This is a genomic window from Enterococcus ureasiticus (assembly GCF_001730285.1).
Classification (GTDB): Bacteria; Bacillota; Bacilli; order Lactobacillales; family Enterococcaceae; genus Enterococcus_L; species Enterococcus_L ureasiticus.
In genome coordinates this window covers 67,261-85,764 of sequence record NZ_MIJZ01000016.1, presented here as the reverse complement: position 1 = coordinate 85,764, position 18,504 = coordinate 67,261, and the positions used below count along the sequence as shown (strand labels likewise).

15 protein-coding genes are annotated in these 18,504 nt (G+C 32.4%); 12 read left to right on the top strand and 3 right to left on the bottom strand.

The genetic code is table 11. The features are described 5' to 3' along the window. The first annotated feature begins 21 nt into the window (after nucleotides 1-21). The 3 genes from BCR21_RS14665 (at nucleotide 22) to BCR21_RS14655 (ending at nucleotide 4,163) form a co-directional block, all read left to right on the top strand. Nucleotides 22-273 (top strand): hypothetical protein, encoded by a 252-nt coding sequence (locus BCR21_RS14665; protein ID WP_069647208.1) that lies wholly within the window; start codon nucleotides 22-24, stop codon nucleotides 271-273. Between the two features lie 1,254 nt (nucleotides 274-1,527). Next, nucleotides 1,528-3,063 (top strand): AcpB/EbpR/MafR family transcriptional regulator, encoded by a 1,536-nt coding sequence (locus tag BCR21_RS14660; RefSeq protein ID WP_069647207.1) that lies wholly within the window; start codon nucleotides 1,528-1,530, stop codon nucleotides 3,061-3,063. A gap of 383 nt (nucleotides 3,064-3,446) precedes the next feature. Next, a complete protein-coding gene (locus BCR21_RS14655; protein WP_069647206.1) occupies nucleotides 3,447-4,163 on the top strand; it encodes a winged helix-turn-helix domain-containing protein in 717 nt (238 codons plus the stop codon). Nucleotides 4,164-4,946: 783 nt separating this feature from the next. Here the strand turns inward: BCR21_RS14655 and BCR21_RS14650 are convergent. Beyond that, entirely contained in the window at nucleotides 4,947-5,807 is an 861-nt protein-coding gene (locus BCR21_RS14650; protein ID WP_069647205.1) for a GNAT family N-acetyltransferase, read from the bottom strand. A 585-nt stretch (nucleotides 5,808-6,392) separates the two neighbouring features. On the opposite strand from BCR21_RS14650, the gene BCR21_RS14645 reads away from it, so the two are divergent. From BCR21_RS14645 to BCR21_RS14605, 9 genes are all read left to right on the top strand, one after another. Then, nucleotides 6,393-6,890, top strand: a complete 498-nt coding sequence (locus tag BCR21_RS14645; protein WP_069647204.1) for a hypothetical protein — start codon at nucleotides 6,393-6,395, stop codon at nucleotides 6,888-6,890. A 5-nt stretch (nucleotides 6,891-6,895) separates the two neighbouring features. Further along, the gene (gene celB / locus BCR21_RS14640) at nucleotides 6,896-8,254 is read left to right on the top strand and encodes a PTS cellobiose transporter subunit IIC (protein ID WP_069647203.1); all 1,359 of its coding nucleotides are present in this window, start codon (nucleotides 6,896-6,898) and stop codon (nucleotides 8,252-8,254) included. A gap of 124 nt (nucleotides 8,255-8,378) precedes the next feature. Continuing rightward, on the top strand, nucleotides 8,379-9,113 hold the full coding sequence (locus BCR21_RS14635; protein WP_069647202.1) for a GntR family transcriptional regulator: 735 nt from the start codon (nucleotides 8,379-8,381) through the stop codon (nucleotides 9,111-9,113). 644 nt (nucleotides 9,114-9,757) lie between these two features. After that, nucleotides 9,758-10,270, top strand: a complete 513-nt coding sequence (locus tag BCR21_RS14630) for an HdeD family acid-resistance protein (protein ID WP_069647201.1) — start codon at nucleotides 9,758-9,760, stop codon at nucleotides 10,268-10,270. Between the two features lie 133 nt (nucleotides 10,271-10,403). Beyond that, nucleotides 10,404-10,913, top strand: a complete 510-nt coding sequence (locus BCR21_RS14625) for a DinB family protein (RefSeq protein WP_069647200.1) — start codon at nucleotides 10,404-10,406, stop codon at nucleotides 10,911-10,913. Between the two features lie 239 nt (nucleotides 10,914-11,152). Next, nucleotides 11,153-12,706 carry a WG repeat-containing protein gene (locus tag BCR21_RS14620; protein WP_069647199.1) on the top strand — a complete coding sequence of 518 codons (1,554 nt, stop codon included), beginning with the start codon at nucleotides 11,153-11,155 and terminating at the stop codon, nucleotides 12,704-12,706. Between the two features lie 180 nt (nucleotides 12,707-12,886). Next, entirely contained in the window at nucleotides 12,887-13,828 is a 942-nt protein-coding gene (locus tag BCR21_RS14615) for a serine hydrolase (protein WP_069647198.1), read from the top strand. A 16-nt stretch (nucleotides 13,829-13,844) separates the two neighbouring features. Continuing rightward, nucleotides 13,845-14,750, top strand: a complete 906-nt coding sequence (locus BCR21_RS14610; RefSeq protein WP_069647197.1) for a DUF975 family protein — start codon at nucleotides 13,845-13,847, stop codon at nucleotides 14,748-14,750. A 38-nt stretch (nucleotides 14,751-14,788) separates the two neighbouring features. Continuing rightward, nucleotides 14,789-15,742 carry a zinc ribbon domain-containing protein gene (locus BCR21_RS14605; RefSeq protein WP_069647196.1) on the top strand — a complete coding sequence of 318 codons (954 nt, stop codon included), beginning with the start codon at nucleotides 14,789-14,791 and terminating at the stop codon, nucleotides 15,740-15,742. Nucleotides 15,743-15,964: 222 nt separating this feature from the next. Here BCR21_RS14605 and BCR21_RS14600 read toward each other — a convergent pair whose 3' ends face one another. Then, the gene (locus tag BCR21_RS14600) at nucleotides 15,965-16,534 is read right to left on the bottom strand and encodes a hypothetical protein (protein ID WP_069647195.1); all 570 of its coding nucleotides are present in this window, start codon (nucleotides 16,532-16,534) and stop codon (nucleotides 15,965-15,967) included. 139 nt (nucleotides 16,535-16,673) lie between these two features. After that, nucleotides 16,674-18,497, bottom strand: coding sequence for a hypothetical protein (locus BCR21_RS14595; protein ID WP_069647194.1), 1,824 nt, complete (start codon nucleotides 18,495-18,497; stop codon nucleotides 16,674-16,676). Between the last annotated feature and the right edge of the window lie 7 nt (nucleotides 18,498-18,504).

Below are 18,504 nucleotides of genomic sequence, written 5' to 3'. Positions count from 1 at the left end.
TGTTGAAAGGTGAAAGAGAAAATGACAAATGCTGAAGCGATTGAACTGATTGTAAAAACCATGGAGCTACTTGATGTAGAAATTGATTATTTAAAAGTTAACGGAAAAAATTGTAAACATCAAAGTATGAAGCTTTGGTTTGAAGAAAAAAAAGCAATTTATGAAGTGAAACGGCTTCTACATGAAATCGGTCAGTACGACAAATACAATGAAGCAGAGACTGATCAGATCATTCAAGGTTATTTAGCTCAAAGCGCAACAATTAGTGTGTGATTACCGACTTTGCACTTTACCTTTAGACAAATGTACAGGATAAGAACGCCAAGGCTGGGACAGAAGCATTTAGCTTCGAGAAATAAGAGGGAATTCACGAAATTGTTTTTCAAATTTTTGTAAATTTTAACTTGTTTCCGAAGGGGGTGCTTCTGATTCCACCACTTATTCGGAGGTAGTGTGTGAAAAAAAGTAAATATTAAAGTGAATATCTAGTAGAAAAATCTATAAATTGATTAGCGCCATTAGAATAAGAATGCAATTAATTTTAGTGGTAGCTGCATCAAGTACATATGCTACAACGATTCTTCCTAATGAGAATGATGAAGAAATCGATACATAAACAACTATCCATTTTAATTAAATGATTGTTAACAACAAACCTAACTCGTAACTACTTCTTAAAAGATTGTCATATATATTGAACAAAAATTTTGATTTTAACTCAATTTTTGTGAAATTCTTTCTGGTTTTCTATAAACTAGTGACTTAAATCTTATACAATTGATGCCAGTTCTGCGTTCAGCAGAGCAGTACTTTACTTCTTGCCGTTCAACTGGATACTCATTATATTTCTCCAAATGAGTAAAGATATCGTTGTCTAAATCATATTTAACTACAACCTCAAAAGACTCACTCTGAGCCCTTGTTAATTCATAAAAACAATTTCAAACAATTACAATAAAACTTTATTATGATTTTAAATAATTCCGAAATATTCTCTAAAATGAAGTACATATTTCTTATCTATATTAGAGAATAATGTGAGATGAAATGCTTTAAATTTATCATTATTAATCAAAAAAGTATAATTATTTGAATAATGTTAAATAATTAAATGCCATAACTAATGATAAAGTAAGAAAAGAATAAGAGCTTTTTTATTTGACAAACCTTTTTTTAAAAGAAATGTTCCTGTTTTTTAGCTCGGAAATTCTTGTGGTCAACTATTTGAAAAAGATTGTAATTGCTTGTTTAGAAAGGGGTTCCGTTGGTTAAGTAAAAAATATCTATCCTTACTTGATGATATAAAAATAAGAAAAAAACCTATAATTTAAATTTAAAAAGTTTGAATGTTTGGGAATTTTAAAACTTTAATCGGTTGAAAAAAAATTTTTTTGAATTAGAATTTATATTCTAGGGTAAATAAAATCAAAAAATAAAAACAAAAACATATAAAATGGTTTGTATGTAAATATGAATAATAAAAAATGTCGATTTGAATAAGTAACATAACAGAAAAGAGGGAGGAGCATGATTAATATATTAGATAAAATGTCATCTAGAAAAATAGAATTAGTGAAGATATTAAGTTCTGAAACAAGATACTTCAGTGTGAAGGAATTGTCGGAACAATTAAATATCAGTAATAAAACATTGGTTAGAACTGTGGAATTACTGAAAGAAGATATGCAATCTTGGACAAGCAATGTCGAAATTCTAGATAAAAATATTTTGGGCTACTGTTTATGCCAATTGGACGGTTTCTCAATTAAAGAGATCGAGGTTTATTACTACAAAGATTCAATTATCTACCAAGTTATTGATGAATTATTTCATAACAAGTTTGTAGATATCAAAACATTTGCAAACGAACGCTACCTTAGCTATACAGTCGTTTACACTAATATTGTTGAAATTAGAGAATTGATCAGTGATTTTTCGCTAGAGCTGGAACTGAACAAAAAGATTCACATCAAAGGTACTGAAATGCAGATCAGATATTTTTACTTTAGCTTTTACTGGAATATTCTAGGTGGTGTTGAATGGCCATTTAGATTTTATGATAAGCAAAACGCATTTGAATATATCGAAATTATTGAAACCTTCTATTCGAGAGAATTAAGTGTTTCAGAAACGGAGTTCTTTCTTTATTGGATCGGTACGATTTTCAACAGAGTTCACTTAATGAAAAAGAGTGTTGATTGTAGCCAATTTCATCTATACAAAGGAGCCTATAACGAATTGGAAAAAATGTTGAGGCCTAAATTGCTAAGTAAAAATTTTGCTGCAGATAGCGTAGATGAAGAAGTATTGTTCATTTATTTGATACTGTTTGGGTTTCAACCTAGAAGGACATATGGAGAACAAGATCAGACTCAAATTAGAACAGAGCTTAATAAAAACATAGAAAGCATCGTTGCAAGTTATTGGATGCGGGAATTTTATGGGAATTTTTCAGTAAATTTGACTATTTCAGAACAAATCACTTTGTACACCAACTTAGTTATTCAACACTTTAGGTTGATGGTTTTCAGAGGAGGAGGAGACTTTTTTGAAAATCAAAATCTCTTTATACCAGAATGTGATCCTTCTATGGAACTACTGCTGAAAAATGCTGTAAAAACCATTGCAAGTGAATTGTTTCAAATCGATCAGATTAAAAATCTAAACTTAGATAGAAAACTTATAGAATCATACTATAAACAAGAACTTTACGATCTATTGACATCGGATTATCGTATGGGAAGTATCAAAGTAGCGATTATTTCTCAATTTGGAGAGAAAATAAATCAACACTTAAAGAATATCGTTATTTCCAAGACTAATGTGAAAATTGAGTTTTGTTCATTCACAGACGCAGATGTCGATTTGATTATATCTAATCGGTCATATTCTGAGATTATTCAGAAAAAAAATAGTCAAGCAGAATTAATTATTTGGAATGATACTCCAACAGAATTAGATAAGAAAAAGGTAACAGAGGTTTTGAAAAAAATTTCGAACCAAAGACAGTATAGCGTTTTTTTAGAAGCACTAAATACGACTGTTGAAGAAGCGATCAATTAACACTACATAGGAGATTTGCCGTTGGTGGGACATAACTCTTAGGGTTATATATCAACCATACAAAATCATTAATCTATCGGATTAAAAATAGGTTATAGCTTGAATAAGCTGCATTAAAATTGTTAAAAAATTATCGTAAATATATAAACGATAAAAATCGATATTTTATTATTTGTTCTGTTGTCCCTTAAAAACAAGAGTCTAGATGTTACAAAGAAACTTGTAGGCAATTGGACTATCGGATCAGTATGAAAGGAAATGTAATTAGAAGCATTACATTTATATAATGAAATAAGTGATTTTGTTAGGGAAGTATCCAAGTTAAATGGTTGAATTGTAAGTATCATTTATCAGAAGATAAAATATAAGGAGGAATTTTAAAAATGTATAATGTAGCAATTCTGGCATCTGAAGAGTACTCTTTGGATGGATACATAGAAGCGTTTACGCGTGAGAAATGTAAGGTCGTATTTTTTAACATAGAAACAGTTGTGGAGGAAGAAATCAAAGGGATGGACGCTGTTATTATAGAAGAAGTGAATTCTGAGAATATTGGGCGAACATGTGAGTTGATTATTCAGGTAAGAAATAATGCTAAAGGGCTGATCTGGATTGTATCAAAAGATTCTAGAAAAAATAATCGAATTATTTATTTACAATTAGGAGCAACTGGTATTTTTGATGCAGGAATAGATCTCGATGAATTTTCATTAGTAATCAGAACGACGCTTGATCGTAGTGGAGCTAAAAATGAAGCTATTTTGATGAATAAACATGCAAAGCATTCAGTTATGAAAACAGAATCAGAAAAGCCGTCAATTGTATTACAACCAAATATTATGGGCGTTAGCATTGCTGGTAAAACGGCGGTTTTATTGACGCGATTGGAATACAAAGTGTTATTGGTATTGAGTGAGCAACCTAACCAGGTAGTCCCTTATGATGAAATACTTCGTCGTGTTTGGAAAAGTGAAATAAACTACAGCACGTTCCGTCTCGCAAATTTAATCTCTCATCTAAGAAAGAAAGTTGAGGAATATCCTGATAAGCCCAAATATATTAAGACTATTCGTTCCAAGGGATATATGCTGACGATTTAACTTTTCTAGAATACCTATTTAGACTATAAGCGTATTTTTAGAATAATATAAAATACTTTGGAGCGAACAATCCCGAAGATCAGTTATCTTAATTGGTGATTGGTCTATTTTTGTGTTTTAAGTAGGAAATGGAAAGCTGATAACAAAGAGACATGAATATCACGAGATGAGTGGATGAACAAGTACCAAAATAGCTGTAATATAATAGTTAGAATTTGATTGATAAAAATGAAGGAAAGAAAACTGCTGAATCTGGATTTTCATAATTTGGAGAACAAAGAAGCAGATTTTTGAAGAAGACAAAAATGCTAAAGAAGATAGACTTTTTGCCAATAACTAATAAAATTCAGTTTTATTTATTGTCAGAAATTAAAAAGATTGTTGAATTAATAGGAAGAAAATTCAACAAAGTAAAGTAATTAAAATGATATCAGTATATGATACGTTTTGATATCGTTTTTTGTATCAAAAAATGAAACAATGGCAAGAAGTTCATTTTTAACAGCGTAAATAGTGAAGGGGCCGCAACACCTAAAACATCGGTTTATAGATTGAATGATTTTTTCTGAATTGAATTTTTGGATTATAAAAAGTGATCTTGTGCCTATGCAACGAGATCACTCTTTTTGTTTAGCTATATGTGTAAATGATCAGGACCAGAGGTAAGCAAAAAGTTGTTTTGACAAAGCAAAAGGGATCTATAAATTCTACGAGCTTATTTCTGTTATAAACATTTAATTTCTATTTTCTTAACATAAATCATATGATGCTAAGTTAAAGTATTTAAACTAAATAGCTTCTAGTTCTTCCTAAATCAGAAAAATTGTTCTTCAAATAATATCGTTGTGCTCTAAAATTAGAATCTGCTGTATCAGTATGAAGCTCGGTACAATTTTTTTGATAGAGGTATTTACAAAGTAATTTCATAGATTGACTGCTATATCCTTTATTTTGAAACTCATCTGCTAGAAAAATCCATCGAAGATATACACGTTTTCCATCAGGAAGATAGAAAATATTACATTTGCCAATGGGCTCGGTCTCTAAGAAAAATGTAATGTTCTCTGTACATTCATTGAGGTTACAATCGTGTTTTAATATTACTTTATTTTTTGTTACAAACTCATTTTGTAGAATTTTTCTGTAATATACATTTTCATGTTCAATTTTAAAGCCATTATTCAAAAGTAAATTTTCTATATAGTCAAAATTTTTAGATAACTTTCCGTGTGATGAAGTAAAACTCATTCCTAATGCATGAAAAAAGGCATAATATTGAGAAAAATTATTTTGCTTAAAATAATTCAATGCTTCATTAATCAACTTTTGACCAATAGTTTCTTTTCTTTCTGAAAAATAAATTTGGCGAATAACAGCAATTGGTTTTAAAAAATCTTTCTCAACATTTTCGTCATAACCATAACTAGATAAGCCAAATTGTATAAAACCTTCAATTTGCTCATCCTCTCGAGCAACTACCGTAAACAACTCTTTAAATTTTTGTTCTCCTTCAAAATCAGTATCTTCAAAACAAGATTTCTTCCAAGTTTGTTTAGTTGTTAAATGAAAATAAGGTGCTAATTCTGCCAAATTGTTTATATAATAATCGAATAAATTTTTTTTGTCGTTTGTTAGTGTTATCATTTATTTCCTCCATATTTTTTTAGAATGAAATATAAGATACTCTATTCATTGGAAAGCCCCTTTCTTAAAATTATTAAAACAATTGTACCATATTTAATTAACTTCTTGCTTAACAAAATCTAGAATTAATAGAAGTTAACACTATTAATACCGTAAAGATGAACTTAATGTATTCAGCCCAAAAACAACTATATATGGCTTCTTTGTCAATGAATGTTGCTGAAGAAAATCTGAAGAATTGGATCAATTAGTTTGCTTTCTACAGGAAAATTCCTCTCAAACTTGTTGATTTTAATTTCTAACCAAAGTACTCTACAATAAAATTATCTTATAAGATTCTTAGATTATTTCCATTTATTTATCTGAATCATCTAGAAAGTTTCGTTTTTTTTAAAAAGCTAAATTCAACGACGCTTATTAAGCTAAATGAAAAGAAAGAATGCGTTTACACTGTTGCTGTAATGTGTTATCCTTAACTTGTTCGAACAAGTTGAAATTGATTACTAATAATTTTAAAGGACGTGATGATGCAAAAAAAGTTTAATTCAGGAGGACTTCATTAAATGTAAAAGGAAGGAACGGAAAATGAAAAATACATCAGCTGAAACAGAATTAATTAAACAATCTAAGCTAAGAAGTATTTATTTTAATCGCTTTTTACTATTTCGCTACACTACAGCATTATTTTTCTTTGTCAATTTATATTGGAGTATATTGTCTTTTTCAGCTTTGAGTATCTGGATTATTCTACCGTTGTTGCTAATTGTAATTGACATCGCTATCATAATTGAACAGACCACTAAATATTGGCATCCATCTAATCGTTTGTTCATTACTAAAACTGGATATGCTATACAGATCTTTAGTAATTTGTTAGGAATCATAACAATATTGATAGGGCATCAACCATTACTCTTTCCGTTTATCAATAGTGAAGGGCGTGGGTTGTTGCTTACATGTCTTGTCGTGGGGTGTCTTGTTAGCATAGTTGTTGAAGGTCGTGTTTGGAAAATCGAACATGACAAAGATGCTTATTTAAGACATATGGAAATTTTTGAAAATAATGTAAAAAAAGAAAGGTGATAATCATGGATTCAGAAAACAAACTATTTACATTTTTGAATAACTATTTAATGGGACCTATGGGGAAAATTTCCCAGTTTAGAATTGTTCGTGGCGTTATGGCTGCGGGGATGGCCTCAATTCCTTTTACAATTGTAGGCTCAATGTTTCTAATTATTGCTGTTTTACCTCAGAGTTTTCCTGTGCTGCAAGGAATATGGGAAATTTCGTTTGAGCGAGTTGAGAGCTTATATATGCTTGGTAATATGGCAACTATGGGGATTTTAGCACTTTATTTTTGTATTGTTTTTGGTTATGAGTATACAAAAATTCAAGCTCAAGAAGAAAAAATTAATCTAAATCCCATGAACGGCGCATTATTATCTATGATGGCTTACTTCATGTGTTTACCAGAATTGATTTTTGATGGCGGAATTGCTACTTTAGTAAATGTGGTGACAGATGATAAAAAAATTATTGATGGTTGGGAAATGTCAGGTGGCGTTACTCGACTAGGTACAACAGGTATTTTTACTGCAATCATTATGTCTATAGTTGCTGTTAAAATCTATGCTTTATGTGTGAAACGTAAATGGGTGATCAAGATGCCTGAAACTGTACCAACAGGTGTTTCAAATTCTTTTACAGCACTTATCCCAACTGTCTTGATTGCATTGACGGTTATTATTATTAATGGCGTACTAGTTGCTCTTGGAACAGATATATTTAAAATGATCGCTATTCCATTTAGTTTTGTAACGAATTTAACCAACACATGGATTGGTTTATTGGTTATTTATTTCTTGATGCATGCACTTTGGATAGTCGGAATTCATGGTGCAACAATCGTCACTTCATTTTTAACACCAATTGTTTTATCAAATATGGTTCAAAATCAAAATGGTGCGAATCTTCCTTTTGCGGGTGAATTTAATAATAGTTTTGTAACGATTGGTGGTTCAGGGGCAACACTTGGTATGGTTATCTTCATCACATTTTTTGCAAAATCAGCTCAGTTAGGCGCTTTAGGTAAGGCGGCAGTTGTACCGTCGTTGTTTAATATCAATGAGCCGATTTTATTTGGGATGCCAGTTGTATACAATCCGTATACAGCGATTCCGTTTTTCTTAGCGCCAATGAGCTCAATGTCAGTAGCGTATTTTGCAATCAAATTCGGCATGGTCAATCCACCGATAGCACAAGTTGCGTGGCCAACCCCGCTTGGCTTGTCAGGGTTTATTGGTTCAGGCGGTGACTGGAGAGCTTTTGTATTAGCGATCGTCTGTGCAGCTGTGGCATTTGTAATTTGGTTCCCATTTATTAAATTTTATGATGGAAAATTGTATCAAGATGAACAAGCGAAAGCTACTGCAACAAGCGTATAGTAACTGAGGGAACAAAGAAGTAATTGAACGCATAATAAAAAGGAATGTATTATTTTAATGAGCTGGTATAAGGTAGAGTAATAGGATAATATTCACTAGACCTAACAAAAAGGAGTGTCTAAAGATGCAAAGCAAGAATCCACTTGATATTAAAACATTAGTCAAAGAGATGATTAATGAAATACAAGATGGTAAATTGGCAGATGAAAATGGGAAGTTACCGAGTGAACAAAAATTAATGACCTATTATAGTGTGTCACGTTATGCATTACGTCAAGCTTTGGCGCAGCTTGGTGATATGGGAGTTATTTATCAAGCGCAAGGTGTGGGTTCTTTTATCCGTCCAGAACGCCATGAAAAAGTGCTGAACTTACAAAATAACATTGGAATAACAGAAGAAATGGCACGACCTGGCCGAACGATTAAAACTATAGACGCTAGTCATCGGATCGTGAGCGTGGCAGAAGCTGATTTTTTACCAAAAAATAATGAATTGGCCCAAGAGGTGCAATTGATTGAAATTAATCGCTTGAGGACACTTGATGACGAGCCGTATCTATCTGAAAAGTCCTATTTTTTACAGTCAGTTATCCAAGAAATTCCAGAAGAATCAATGTATGATTCCGTCTTTAACTATTTTGAAGAAAACAAAAATATAAAGATAGGCTTTATTGACAAAGTTATTAGTAGTGAACCTCTTTCTGAGCCTGGTGCAAGTTTTTTCAAATTGGCTATAGGTGCTCCTACATTGGTGGTACGAGATGATACATTTTTAAGTTCAGGAAAGTTGTTAGCATTTTCCAAAATTTGTTATGATTATCGCAAAGCTGAGTTATTTATGTTTAAAAAAACATACTGATTAAAAAGGTTCGATTGAACTGACTTTTCTATAAGTGAGATAAAGCTGATTTTGAGCAATTTAAGCTCAAAGTCAGCTTTTTAGCAAGGGAAAAAACGTTTGATTATCCTGTTGTAATCTAACAATAGAATGTTCTTCAAAACGAGTAGAGCTACATTCTTAAGCTGAAATTTTCAAATAGTGTTCATCCATGTATTCTTTCGCAGTTTGAATTTAGTACTTCAGATATTTTAGTTCTTGTTTAGAGAGCGATCATCAAGTGAAATAACTACAATATATCGATCGTGATTTTTGGGCAAACCCAATCAGCGAAGAATGTATTTTTTATTCGATACGTACAAGATGGTGAGGGATCTATTTTTGGCATTTCAAGAAGGAGATAAAATTAGATTACCTATAAATCTTCGAATTTGATCACGATCCCTTATTAGAAGAACAGCCTTTTTTTTAGAGTAAAAACACAGAAAGCTAAACAAAAATTGAGAGTATTTCGACAGTAATTCAAAAGGTTGAAGGTCTCGTTCATATTTTGTTTCGTTTCATACGACAACATATGAAAATATAAACACCAATGTATCTTTTATACTACGTTTATCATGTTGATAAACATCAACTGAAATTAAAATAACGGAGGAATAAAAGTTATGACAACAGAAAGAAAATTTAGCGCCAAGTATTTTATCATCGGACTATTATTTACAGGAATTTCTATCATCGCATTTCAAAATCCAGCAGATGATATAGCTGCGTTGGTCATATTCGCTTCAATTTTGACCATAGGGAAAGGACTATTTGGCTTGTTTACCCGGAATCAAAATACAGAAATAAAAAACAAGTTTGCGCATATGCTGATTAGTATCGTTGATCTTCTTATTGGAATTTTCTTTTTATCCCATCTTGCATTAGGCATGGTTGTTTCGCCATTTGTTTTTGCAATCTGGTTTATCTGTGACTCAGTAGGATACTTAGCAAACAAAGACGTTGCAAAACAAATCAGCGAAAGCTACTATTGGTTTTCACTTGTTATCAATATTTTAGGAATCATTATTGGTATTATGTTATTCTTTAACCCATTAGTTTCAGTGTTGACATTAGCTTTTTTAGTTGGTTTTTATCTTTTGTTAACAGGAATCAATTATTTAATTGCTGCATTTTAAATAGAGAATAGGCTGATTGAAATAGTAAAGTTTGGAAAATTTGATGTTACATAACCACTGTAGTAAAGTGTTTAATAGATACCTAGTACATGACAGGCTGTTTCTATCTCAAACACAAAAGGAGAGATCTACGATGAAAGTTACACAATTTTCTATGGATACTTTAAAACGAGCGCAGGAACGTTTTGAAGAGACACTTGGTCAAATGAAGGTAGACGAAGCAAATACTATGCCGGCACCCTTGATCAAATCAGTTACTTGGCTAATTTGGCACACTGCTCGAGAACTTGATTATCAAATTTCAGAACTTAACAATACGAAACCACTATGGCTGGATTCTGGTTGGAGTACCAAATTTGCTTTGGATTTGCCAGATGATACGCAAGATTGGTGTCATACGCCCGAACAAGCAGCTAAAGTCATAGTGAAAGATAAAGAATTATTACGTGATTATTTAACAGCTAGCGTTGATTTTACGAATACCTATTTAGAAACGCTTGATGAAGCCAGTCTTAGCGATGTGGTAGATACAAACTGGACACCAGTTGTTACACGTCAGGATCGGTTAGTTTCTGCTATTGATGATGCAGTGATGCATTCGGGGCAAGCAGTTTATACAAGAAGATTGGTTATTGGGAAATAGTAGCTAAGCCTCTGCAATATAATATACTAAGATTTGAGGAGAAACTTATCGACGGATGAGTTTCCCCTCTATTTTTGTGCGTCCAAGAGAAAACAAAATATTTGAGACTAGAAAAAAAGATAGATTATAAAGAGTGAGAATGAACATAGATCAAAAGAAAGCCTATCTTGTAAACAAGCTCATTTTTTTGTTAGAATAAGAGAGTTAGTTGTTTTTTAATAATGATAATGGAGGGTGAAATGAATAAAAAAAGTTGGGTTTTAGGTATATTTCTTTTGTTAAGTGTTTTTGTCAGTGGCTGTACGAATAAGGAAGAAGCAGAGCAATCTGAAAATAAAGAAAAACTGATAAAAAAAGCTGAAAAATCAATAGTTGAGCGTCCAATTATTTATACGTCCAACAATTTTATGGGATTAATGGATGCTGAGGGAACTATTTTAATGGATGGAGAAAAAGAGCGTGTAAAAGAACTAGATGCGTTTTCTAATAGTACGTTGTTGGAATATACGACAACTAGGTACGATGTGTTTTATTTTAATACAGACAGTTATCAAATTTTTCCAGAAAATCCAAAATTTAGAATCCAAAATAGGACGTTTGAAAATAGTAAATATGGTCAGTATGAGGATACTGATCTGAATAAATTTGGGCTTATTTTGAATGATGGAACACTTGTAAAAGAAGCCAAAGATATGCCAGATAGTATAAAAGGTTTTAGTTTTAGAAACGCCAATTTCGCTCATGTTCATTTCAAAGACGATACTGAGGGATTAATGAATAATGAAGGGAAGATGCTATTAAAAGGTATTGAAAGTTTTGACTATCAGGAAGAAGAAGGTGTCGATACGGCGTTAGCAGTTGTTAAAATCGATGGAGGTTATGGAATTGTCCACGATAAAAAAGGATTAATTTTTTCGCCAGAAGAAGCAAAGAAAATGGGAATAACAGAGATTTTTCCTTATGCACAACGTTCAGCAGCGATTTATAAAACAGAAGAAGATAAGTATGGCCTAATTAATCAACAAGGTAAAGTAATCTATGAGGATGAAGAACCTTTATTGTTTAAACATATTTCATCTTTTTCTGAAAAAGGTCTTGCTTTAGCCATATCATATGGTGATGACCTTGTTATTAATGAAGCTGGTGAAGTGGTGACAGTAGTTGCTGATGAAGTAGACGATGATGTTTCTATTGTTAACGGCTTTTTGCAAGATGATACTATTTTAGTTAGAATTGGAAAACTTCATGATGAAAAATATGGCTTGATGAACGAAAAATTCGAGTTGGTCGAAAAATTTTCAGGCAGTTATGAAAACTCTCCTTTTTATCTTGGCAATGGGTTGTTTTCTATTCAAAAACTGGGTGAAGATGCTTTTCCAGCCATTATAACTAGTTCTGGAAAAAAGATTTTTTCTGAAACACAGAGCCAAACAAAAAAGATTTATACATTTAGTAAGTTTACAGATTCTGGATTATCTATTTTTAGGACAAAGGATCATAATGAGGGGCTATTAAATAAAAAAGGAAAGATTCTTATTGAAGCAACGGCTAGATCAGATATCGAGATAGAAAAAATCCAAAATATTTATCAAGTAACTCGGAATTCATCAGGAGGAAAGTATAAAAAATATTATTATGACAAGGATGGACAGTTATTTTATCAAACAAAAGAAAATGAGCAGATATTTTTATCTAAAGGGTTAATTATGATTGTAAAACCGGGTGGAATAACTGCGGTCTATGATGAAAATGGCTATTTAATTAAAACAGTCAAAGCAAAATTTGCTAAATAGTTAGACAAAAAGATTGTTTATTAAACAAGCACTTTTATGATAAGGGAATAAAACGAATTACGTTAAAAGGACGTTATGATAATAATTCGAAATAAATAGTCTGGCCATGTAATCCTCTATATAAATATTTTTAATTTATGGTAAAATATTTATATACTAAATAGGATCAAGGAGCTTATTTTGAAACAAAAAAAAGCAAATAGAAAGTACGTTGTTCTCTTTTTAAGTTCAATCATTGTAACAGTTGTTGTTTTAATTTCATTGTCTATTAAAAACAAGGAATCAACGAGTCAAGATTTTGAATATCAATCTAACACTATCAATACCAAAACTACTAAAAAATCGGTGAATCAAAGCAATGGTTCTTCAACAGCAAATCAACTAGATTCGACAGCAGAAAACTCAAGCAAACCAATTAAATCTCAAGCTAATGTGCACCCTAAACTAGATGCATCTCAATTATTTTCGAATGCAGGAAAAGTTGGATATGGTGTTTATTCCTTCAATGAGGACGAGTATATAACAAATCAAAATACAGAGCCCTTTATCGCAGCTAGCGTCATCAAAGTATTTATAATGTCATATATTTACGAAAATGAACTTGCTTTAGACGAAAAAATTGACGGAGAAACAACCCAAGAATTGGTGCGGCGAATGATTCAAATAAGTGATAATCAGGCGACGAACAGACTGATTGAATTTTTGGGCATGAGTCATTTAAATCAATATTTTGAAGATCAGGGCTATAAAGAGACTAAATTGGAAAGAAAGATGCTGGATGAGCAAGCTAGGATAAATGGCATAGAAAACTACACATCAGTGGCAGATTGTATGGGATTTTTAAAGAAAATAGTTGCTCATCAAAATGAATTGCCCTATTCAGAGATGTTAACAATCATGAGTGGGCAAACAGTTAGAACCAAGATTCCTAGCCAATTACCTTCTGAGGTCAAAGTAGCGAATAAAACTGGGGAGCTAGACACTGTTGAAAATGATATCGGACTAGTTCTTGATTCAACAAAACCATTTGCTATCGTTGTTTTAACAAATGACGTTTATGATAGTTCAGCAATACGAGAAGCAATTGGGGCATTTGCTTTACAAGCATTTGAAAAATTTTAAAAAATGGAGGGAAAAAATGAAATATTGTTCATCATGTGGTTCTGAATTGGGAGAAAACGTTAAATTTTGTCCCAAGTGTGGAGCAGATTTAACACAAAAAAGCGTAGAACAACTGCCACTGTCTAAAGTAATCAAAGAGCAATTTGGGAATGTGAATGTTGATGCAGCGGGACGATTGCAGCTTCCGTATGCTAAAGGAACCAATATTACTCGCTATGAGTTAAAAATGGAAGCTCAAAAAAAGCTGGCAGGTCGCTATGGAGAGTGGTTTAAAAGTATTATTAGTTATTTTCTGATTAGTATGATCTTATTTTTTATCTTTTCTTTTTCAATGGTAAAAATGAACCTCGCTTATTATCAAGTCGTTATGTATCAAAATGGCTATGGAGGAAGTGCTTTTTCAGGGATTTCTCGCATTTTTTGGGTCTTTATTTTTATACTGGCGTTCATAATGTTACTTGTTATTGGAATTTTATTTGAAGCGGTTATGAAGTGGTGTGCTATTTTCAGTTTGAGAGGACAAAAAGCTGATGGAATCAAAATAATCGTTTACTTTTTGAACTATCAAAAAAACCGAATAGTTAAAGCGAATATTTTAATGCTATTTTATCAGTTCTGCTGGTCGTTATTGTTTTTAATTCCTGGGATCGTGAAGTTAGCATCTTATTCTATGACGAATTATTTATTAGAAAAGCAGCCTAATTTGACTGCATCAGAAGCGATTACACTTAGTAGAAGAATTATGCATGGCTACAAACTTGAATGGTTCTATCTAAGATTTTCATTTTATTTTTGGACCATTCTAACGATCATGACATTCAATTTAGCTAGTTTTTATGTTCTTCCATATCAAAATGTGGTCGAAGTGAAGTTTTTTGAAGTCGTTTATGAGAATTATCAACAATCCATCAAAAACGGATAAATGAACAATGTTGAATGTTATAAGAAAGGATGTTACTTATGAAAGAATGCAAATACTGTCATACTCAAAACAGTGATAGTTCTAATTTTTGTGAACAATGTGGGACGCCGCTTGATGCGATCGGTTCTCAAAAAACCACTCCTGCTGATGGAAATACAGCAACAAACGAGAGTTATCAAATGAATCAACCTAAAGCTAATTCAAAAAATATACAGCCTCTATTAATTGGGGCAATAGTAGCACTTTTAGGTATTATAATTGGAATAATTTTATTTATCTATTTAAAACCGAATAATAATACTGAGATTTCTGCGGGAAGTAGTCAAACAGAAACTCGTTCAACCACGAAAGATAGTAGTCAAACAGAAACAACATCGTCGAAAAAAGATTTGGAAAATTATGATGAAATCATCAAAGCAGCAAAAGAGTTAAATATCGAAGGAAAGTATAAGGAATCTGAATTGAAATTAGCGTCAATTCCTGTAAGTGCCTTGGGTAAACCTGAATGGAAAACAATCAAAGAAGCAGTAGAGAAATTAGCAAATTTAAATAATAAAGGTCTTCAGGAGCAAAAAAATTCAACTGAGAAAGTACAAGCAAATGACGATCCTTCAACCTTTACTGGTGATTTGGCTAAATGGGCGAATACGTATACGTTTTACTATTCACAAAATAACCAAAGACAAAGCCGCTTAACGATTGCTACAAATGGAGGAGTCACTCAAAGTAATTATGATGGTACACAATATTTTGGACGAGCAACAATTGCAAACGCCTCAGGAGATATTTTAAGTTATAATACGGATACTTTATATCCAATGCGGATGCCAAGTACGAAGACAATCAATCCTAACGTTAAAATAACTATTCAGTGGGATAACAATGGAGGAAGTCAAAACTTGTATGGTTATCTGTCTTATTCTTCTCGTTTGGCCTTAACGGATGGTCAAAACAAAGGCGGCGGGGTGAATGAGGTTTGGATCACCTACTAATTATTAATTTCTAATAAAGAGATTCCGCTAAAAAAGATCGAAAATCGTGAATGAGATTTTCGATCTTTTTTTATTTGAATGCATACCCAAACGAGTAGTTTTGAATAGTTGCTGTTCCATAATCACTATAGTAGAGTATTTAGTAGACTGTACACATCAGGACCGAATTGTTTCTGCTATTGATGATGCATTCGGGCAAGCAGCTTATACAAGAAGATTGGTTTACGGTTGTTCACCAATTAAGGTCCATTTCAAAGTCGTTAGCTCACCTTTTAATGCTTTGGTTTTTTCATTAATACCTAATTCACCGTTTAATAACAATGAATGGGTTCCACGTGCAGCATCGTTTTCTGATGAGGCTACTTTGATTGCAGAGCTAGTAATGTTTTTTTGTCCAGTGGATGTAGTATTTTCACCTTGAAGATTGACAGCTAGTTTCATATAATTCTTATCAAGACCGTATGAAATACCTTGTTTATCCGTTGGAATTTCCTCTTGAACGCTAAGTTCCCACGAACCATCATTCAAACCACGGAAATCATTTACAGTAACTTTAGTGGTATCTTTATTTGCATCAGTTAACGTCTTATTTGCTCCGTCTATAGTCCCTGAAAAACTCATATCAGCTACACCAGTTGATAAATCACCAAGGGATAGAGTACCACCAATCAATTCAGCATTTACTTTGGAATTTTTATTCACACTTTCAGTCGCATGCATTGTTAGCGGGGAAAAAAACAGCCCACTTAAAATAGTTAAGGCTACACTTGTAATTTTTTTATTATTGTTCATAAATCATCTCTCCAATTCAATTAATTTTTTTAAAACGATACATTCTTCTTATCTCGAATCGTATCGTGAATAAACAGAACATTAAACATCGTAAAGGTATCAAGTTTGTTTTATCTCATCTATTTCAGGCAAAATCATATCAAGGTTCTGCCGAGATGAGAGTCCATTTTATTGTTCCTTCATACATTCCAGTTTGCCCAGCTTCTGGAATGGTCAAGCGTAAATTTTTGATTAATTGATCAGTCAAATCAAAAGTATCTCCCTCATTTTCTTTTATAATTCCTTCATAGAAAACATATTCTCCTAAAGGATTAGACGCTCTTTCATCTAAGTAAAGGCCCCCAATCAGTTCTTTGTTCCCATCCAATTCTTCTAGTGGTACTGACAAATCAACTAATAATTTAATGTTGCTTTTTTGCTTTCTATTGTCTGTGATAGAAAGGCTTTCAGGTGAAACAGAGGCTAAAGTGGCTGGTGTATTTTTTCCAATCTCTATTTTTCCAAAATCTAAGGTTTCAGGAACTGTCAACGTTAATGTGCTTTCAGGTTCTTGAATTTTAGTTAGTGTTTTTACTGTATCATTTTCATTATTTTGAGGGCTATAGTTTGTTTCAAATACACAATAAGCTTCTCTAGTAAGTCTGGTATGTTTTTTTAAGTCGTAATGAATAATCAGTTCTTCTTGAGCATAGAACATTTCAATTCGCTTAGAAAGATTTGTCAGAGAAAAGGTGTTTCCAGCTGTCGCGAGAGAGTATTCGTCTTTGCCAATAGGGATTTTCTGATGGGTGTCTTTCGCTATGGCTTCTAGACTGATTGACTCAGCGAGTAATGAAAACTCACCAGGAAAAGAAAAACGCATATAGTTTAGCTGTGCAGGAATGGAATGTAAGATTGTATTAACGTCTGCATCTAATTTATTGTCGACACGTATTCCTTGGATACCATTCTCAAATTGAATATCGATATAAGAAATTTCAGTCGTTAAAGAGGTTAAATATTCTGGAGGATCATCAACGACCTTAAAATAAATAGTGACGGAACTTTGGCCATTCACAGTCCAATATTGATCAAATTTATCTCTAATACCGAGTTCAGCAGTGAACGCAATTTCTTTAGTAAAATCTGGTCGAACATGCCACTCGATCGTTGGTTCATAGCCACTTGATATTACACGGAAATAGTCATTGGGATCATCGCTAACAGGGGTGCCTTTTTCGATTAAGATGGGATTGTCTTTGCTAGTACCCCTTGGCGCGTCAACAAGTAGTGGCGGAACATCCACATTCAAAACGAGTGAAGTGGATAATGGGTATTCCCAAGTATTATCAACTTGATCAATAGTAATATTAGATCGTTTTTCACCGTTAAAGGATTTTGTACCAATAAAACGCCATCGTGCAGAAACCGTTTCATAAAACTTTTTGTCTAAAGCTTCTCGTTCTCGAGTAATCTTTAAAGATTGTTCAATGAATTCAGTTTTTGTACTTGGAAAGTTTTGATAATTTGGCTTTTCAAACGAAAGCATGCCATCATAAGTAACGACTGATTGATCAGAAAGAGTATAGCTTAAATGAATATTTCCATCGATTGGAATAGTGAGCTCGTCTCCTATGTAGATGCCTATTCCTTTTGATTGTTCTAACTGATTTTTTAAACCTTGTAGCTTTTCAATTGCCTTTTTCGTTATATCGGAATGTAAGATTCCATTGTCGATGTCGTTATTAGCAGAATTAAGACTATCTATTTGCTGGGAACTGTCTTTTGTTATCGTTTCTTGTGTCTCTATTGTGTTTGGACGACTATCTTGTTTGTCTGATATACTTCGATTATTTGGACTTTGTGTAGTCATTTTAGGTTCAGGGAACGAAGAATCAACTATAGTAGCATCAACTTTACTACATGATATAAACGGAATAAATAAAAAACTAAATAGTATGTTTGATAAAATTCTTTTTTTCATAATATGC